Origin of the sequence: Shewanella sp. GutDb-MelDb (genome assembly GCF_002836075.1) — a bacterium.
GTDB lineage: Bacteria > Pseudomonadota > Gammaproteobacteria > Enterobacterales > Shewanellaceae > Shewanella.
On the sequence record NZ_PJBM01000008.1, the window covers coordinates 1 to 5,811 of the forward strand.

5 protein-coding genes and 1 tRNA gene are annotated in these 5,811 nt (G+C 42.0%); 4 read left to right on the forward strand and 2 right to left on the reverse strand.

What is annotated here, in order from left to right; all coding sequences use genetic code 11:
- Both fabA and CXF82_RS00295 read right to left on the reverse strand, forming a co-directional pair.
- Window positions 1–340: bifunctional 3-hydroxydecanoyl-ACP dehydratase/trans-2-decenoyl-ACP isomerase (gene fabA, locus CXF82_RS00290; RefSeq protein ID WP_102043459.1), on the reverse strand; the 340-nt coding region annotated here is incomplete at its 3' end.
- 67 nt (window positions 341–407) lie between these two features.
- Window positions 408–2,117, reverse strand: coding sequence for a S16 family serine protease (locus tag CXF82_RS00295; protein ID WP_102043460.1), 1,710 nt, complete (start codon window positions 2,115–2,117; stop codon window positions 408–410).
- Between the two features lie 227 nt (window positions 2,118–2,344).
- Between CXF82_RS00295 and CXF82_RS00300 the strand changes: the two genes are divergently transcribed.
- The 4 genes from CXF82_RS00300 (at window position 2,345) to pgsA (ending at window position 5,734) form a co-directional block, all read left to right on the forward strand.
- Window positions 2,345–2,435 (forward strand) — tRNA-Ser (locus CXF82_RS00300).
- A 200-nt stretch (window positions 2,436–2,635) separates the two neighbouring features.
- Window positions 2,636–3,280 (forward strand): UvrY/SirA/GacA family response regulator transcription factor, encoded by a 645-nt coding sequence (gene uvrY / locus CXF82_RS00305; RefSeq protein ID WP_101091016.1) that lies wholly within the window; start codon window positions 2,636–2,638, stop codon window positions 3,278–3,280.
- A gap of 28 nt (window positions 3,281–3,308) precedes the next feature.
- Window positions 3,309–5,138 carry an excinuclease ABC subunit UvrC gene (gene uvrC, locus CXF82_RS00310; protein ID WP_101091015.1) on the forward strand — a complete coding sequence of 610 codons (1,830 nt, stop codon included), beginning with the start codon at window positions 3,309–3,311 and terminating at the stop codon, window positions 5,136–5,138.
- A 47-nt stretch (window positions 5,139–5,185) separates the two neighbouring features.
- Window positions 5,186–5,734, forward strand: a complete 549-nt coding sequence (pgsA, locus tag CXF82_RS00315) for a CDP-diacylglycerol--glycerol-3-phosphate 3-phosphatidyltransferase (RefSeq protein ID WP_101091014.1) — start codon at window positions 5,186–5,188, stop codon at window positions 5,732–5,734.
- Window positions 5,735–5,811 lie beyond the last annotated feature (77 nt).

The window sequence follows — 5,811 nt, forward strand, 5'->3', positions numbered from 1 at the left end:
TGAACTTCACTTCACCTACGCCCAATGCACGGCCTTTACCTTCCGCGCCTTCCCAACCAAGGAAAAAGCCAACAAGCTGCCACATAGCATCTAAGCCTAGGCAACCCGGCATAACCGGATCTGATGCAAAATGACAGTCGAAAAACCAAAGGTCAGGATTAATATCTAGCTCAGCTACAATTTCACCTTTACCGAATTCACCGCCATCTGCATTAATTTTAAGCACGCGGTCGATCATCAACATATTGTCTTTCGGTAATTTAGGAGAGTTAGGTCCTAAAAGGGTACCAAGTCCACAGGCGACTAGGTCTTCTTTTGTAAAACTGTTTGCGTTACTCATTATATTTAATTCTCCAGCTATTTGAGCCTCCAAGGTTAGCGAACACGTGTACGCTAAACAACTCCGATCAGCTAGAAAATGATAATTTTTCGCGAAGCCTCACAAAAAAAGACTTATCTTCGTCTTGATAACCTGCCAAACTCTCTAATCTAGCCTGCACTAAGCCATAAAGTGAGTCATCAGGAAACTGGTTGTCTTTGTCTGCGGTACCGGCCGGGGTCTGCATTAAAATTTCAGCGGCTTCATCAATGTGTTTAACTTGATACAGCGTAAAGAGCCCTTGATGAACGGCATCAATAACAGATTGCTTGAGGTTCAATTGCTGCATATTAGAGCAAGGAATAATGACACCTTGATTACCTGTTAAACCACGGCGTTGACACAGCTTAAAAAAACCTTCAATTTTTTCGTTAACACCGCCAATAGCTTGTACATTACCGAATTGATCAATCGCACCGGTTGCTGCCAGGCTTTGTTTTATCGGCTTTTCTGAAATTGCGGAGATTAAGCTGCAATACTCTGCAAGAGAGGCACTGTCGCCATCGATCTCTTGATAAGATTGTTCGAACACAATATTGGCATTGAGATGTAAAGGTGCATCTTTACCAAAAATACGATACAAGCAGGAAGACAATATCATCATTCCTTTAGCATGAATGTTACCGCCGAGTTCTGATTTTCGCTCAATATCGGCGACTTCTCCATCACCATAATGCACTGACGCGGTAATCCTTGCGGGTTCTCCGTAACTGTATTCAGCATTTTCTATGACGGTTAACCCATTTATTTGGCCAATCATTTCATCTTGGGTGGGGAGACTGATAAATAGATCGTCAAAGTTCTGCTCTGAAAGCTTCTCTGAGGCGTTGTGACGTTGATTAAACATATCGATACTATGTTGGAATGCCTTGATATCGATATGTCGTGTATGCGCGTATGCGCTAGCTTGAACTAATAACTGCTCAATGTTGATAGACATCAAACTTAATCGTTGTTGATGATCGGCAAGTCTGGCGCTGTATTCAAACAATGCCAATCTTGCTTGTCGATCTAAAGTCAGATTAAGATCGTTTAAAATGCAGTTTAACCATTGGTCGTATTCAACCAGGCTGACTTCATTTAAGTCAACTTCGTTGATGAGCTCCCCCAAAAGAGGGAAATGATTTGAAAAACTAGGTTCACCTAACCAGCAGTGACCATATTGGTTACTAGAACCAATGAGGATGATTTTGCAGTTTAAAGAAAGGGCAGGAAGGCTCGAATGCACCTGATACTCTTTCTTATCGAGGATCTCAAGCAGCAACTCCCATAGCGCTTCACGTTTCCAGATAGAATCAGCACACACAAATAGGTAATGACAGTTGGCAAGAGCCCCCGCTTTATACTGCTTGGTGTTTTCATCATAACGACCAACAAGATCATGCTTCTTGATCGTACCAGAAAGGTATTGATATTGAGTTTGTTTGGTCGCAATAACGGTGTCATTAGAAGTGACTTCGGCCTCAAGCCAAGCGGTAGTGTTGTCTTGTAGTATAAGGCGTTTATTTGGGAATACGCCTTCTGTATGAACAAGTGCATTGATGATGTATTTACGATTACAGCCAGAAAAATCGGCTAAATACATATGCTGGTCGTGAGTGCGGCCTAAAAGTTTGAATGCATCACGCACACGCGATTGACCGATTAGCCGCATCTCTGGTGAACTTTCATTAACTAAATCCGCAGGTAATGTAAATTGCGGTTTAAGTGCAGCTGTGGGAATAATGTTTGAGTTCATATATATCATGTAAGTTTTTCTACTAAATCGATATTACCATAGTATTGCTGCTAGCTATCAAGTAAGTCTGTATTAGTCGTCACCATAACATTCTGAGCGCGAGTGCTGCTGATAGGAGGAAGAACCACCAATTTGACTGTAAGATAGGCAGTTGTGCCGTTACACGAAAATTATCAAGTATTTGGTATTTACAATTAAAGCTTAAACGCCTAGTATCTACGGCGTTCGGAGAGATGGCAGAGTGGTCGAATGCACCGGTCTTGAAAACCGGCATGGGTTTGTAGCCCATCTAGGGTTCAAATCCCTATCTCTCCGCCACATTAAAGAAGGCAGCCTAATAGGCTGCCTTTTTGCTTTCTGGCTAACTCATTGTTATTGAAAGCGATATACATTATTGTCATGTTGGCGCTTGTGTAAAATTATCTTTCTAATTTGAAGTATATGGGCTAAATTAGACTGAATAAGTTAGCTTGATTCTAGTTTGATTCAAGCCAGATTCATTTTAAGGTAGAGCAGCTTTGATATCAGTATATTTGGTCGATGACCATGAGCTCGTACGCACCGGTATTCGACGGATTTTAGAAGACGAACGTGGAATTAAAGTCGTAGGTGAGGCCGGTGACGGAGAGACCGCGGTTCAATGGTGTCGTAAAAACGAAGCTGATGTCATTTTAATGGACATGAATATGCCGGGTATTGGGGGCTTAGAAGCCACTCGTAAAATACTCAGATTTCAAGCGCATGCTAAAATTATCGTACTGACGATACATACTGAAGATCCTTTTCCCACTAAAGTGATGCAAGCAGGAGCGTCTGGTTATCTAACCAAAGGGGCTACCTCGCCGGAAGTGATGCAAGCTATTCGACAAGTGGCACATGGACAGCGTTACTTATCGCCAGAAATTGCTCAGCAAATGGCGCTGAGTCAATTTAATCAGTCGGAAGACAATCCATTTAAAACCCTTTCTGAAAGAGAACTGCAGATCATGTTGATGATCACCAATGGTGAAAAAGTCAGTGATATTTCAGAGCAACTCAACTTAAGTCCCAAAACGGTTAACAGTTATCGCTATCGTTTGTTCGCAAAATTAGGTATTGGTGGTGATGTTGAACTCACTCGATTAGCCATACGCTATAAAATGCTCGATACTGGCCAGTTCTAATTAGAGTCTATAGATAAATAAAGAGCGTATGACAGCAGCGTTTAATTCAGATGAGTTTTTGCAAACGGTGACATCTTCGCCTGGTGTTTACCGGATGTATGATGTTGCAGATACCGTTATTTATGTCGGTAAAGCAAAAGATCTTAAAAAGCGGTTATCTTCCTATTTTCGTAAAAATTTAGCCAATGTAAAAACTCAAGCATTGGTATCAAGAATCGTCAATATCGATGTCACAGTCACGCACAGTGAAACCGATGCTCTCATTCTAGAAAACGATTATATAAAGCAGTACATGCCTAAATATAATGTACTGCTTAGAGATGATAAGTCCTATCCCTATATTTTATTAAGTAACCATAAGCACCCAAGGCTCTCTTATCACAGGGGTCCTAAAAGAGATAAAGGCCAATATTTTGGACCTTATCCTAATGGTGGCGCTGTGCGTGAGAGTTTGCATCTACTGCAAAAAATATTCCCAATTCGTCAATGTGATGATTTGTATTACAAAGCAAGATCTCGTCCTTGCTTGCAGTATCAAATTGGTCGTTGTAGTGCACCGTGCGTAGATCTTATATCGCCTAAAGACTATCAAGAACAAGTCACATTAGCTGGGCTGTTTTTAAAAGGTAAAGATCAACAGGTTACCAAAGCACTTGTCGAAAAGATGGAGCAAGCGGCCAGTGAACTCCATTATGAAGACGCTGCTCGTTACCGAGACCAGATCACAGCGCTAAGGCGAGTTGCGGAGCAACAAGAGGTGTCTCACTCTTCTGGTGATATGGACGTGATAGGTGTTCACTTCGCATCTGGAGTGGCTTGTTTTCATCTGTTGTTTATTCGTGAAGGAAAGATTTTTGGTAGCCGAAGTTACTATCCAAAAGTGCCGGTTGATACGGAATTGTCTGAAGTGTTACGCGCCTTCATGTTTCAATTTTATCTTAATTCGGACAGCCAACGAATAACGCCTAAAGAGATCCTTGTCAGTGACGCTTTTGAAGAGCAAGGGCAACTTGCTGATGCCATTAAAGCTGCTCAAGAAAAAAAAGTAGATATAAAGAGTCAAGTGCGAGGCGAACGTGCCCGTTTCTTGCGGTTAGCGTTAACCAATGCGACCAATGCGGTTAATACCAGGCTGTCACATAAGAATACCGTTGAGCAACGCTTCTTGTTACTAGAAGAAGCGATTGAAGTCAGTCATAAAATACAGCGAATGGAATGTTTTGATATCAGCCACACCATGGGGGAAAGTACGGTTGCTTCTTGCGTTGTATTTAACAGAGAAGGTCCGCACAAAGCCGATTACCGTCGTTATAATATAAATGGCATTACTCCCGGGGATGACTACGCTGCAATGAAGCAAGCCATTAGTCGCCGTTTTGATAAGGTTGTTAGTGGTGGCAAGATACCTGATATTTTGTTTATTGATGGCGGAATAGGGCAGTTACGCATCGCCCAAAAGATAGTAGATGAGAAATTTGTTGCGTTAGATCACGCGCCTACATTAATTGGTGTTGCCAAAGGGGAAGGCAGAAAACCTGGCCTTGAAACATTGATCTATGGCGAAAATGAAGTGTCTTTTTCCCTGCCCGCAGATTCCGGTGCCCTACACTTGATCCAACAAATACGTGATGAGTCACACCGCTTTGCGATTACAGGGCATCGTAATAAACGGCAGAAAACCCGCAATACCTCTTCACTAGAATCTATTGAAGGAGTGGGGCCTAAAAGACGTAAGGCATTATTGCAACATTTAGGCGGTTTACAGGAAGTTAAGGGGGCGAGCGTAGCAGAATTGGGAAAAGTACCTGGTATCAGCTTAGAAATGGCACAAACAATACATGATGCATTGCGAGGGTAGTAAAATTAAGGCAAGATTAGCGCAGATTTTGAATTCTAGGTTTTATAATGCCGTTTAACATTCCTATTGCGTTAACACTTTTCAGGTTGTTACTGTTACCAGTGTTTATCGTTCTTTTTTACATGCCTGACAGTTGGGCCCTTTTCGCCGCAGCTTTTGTTTTCTGGTTAGCCGCGGTTACCGATGCGCTCGATGGATACGCTGCACGAAAACTAAAACAATCGACTCGATTTGGTGCTTTCCTTGACCCCGTAGCTGACAAAATCATGGTGACCACTGCATTAGTTCTGCTAGTGGCTCAATACGATAGTGTGTGGTTGACATTACCGGCATTATTTATGATTGGCAGGGAGATTGTTATTTCTGCTTTAAGAGAGTGGATGGCTGAAATAGGTAAACGAGGCACTGTAGCCGTCTCTTGGATCGGTAAATATAAAACAGCGGCACAGATGACTGCGATTACAGGATTAATATGGCAGCCAAACGATTTTATTACTTATAGTGCATTTGGTTTGTTTTATGTTGCTGCAGTTCTCACTTTTTGGTCAATGATGAGCTATATACTTGCCGCTTGGGGCGATTTAACAGCCGAGTAGCTCGTTTTAAAATCAATGAGATTAATTAGTGCGCAAGCAGTTGTTTATCTCTAAATATAGCGTTGACTCTTCGATAT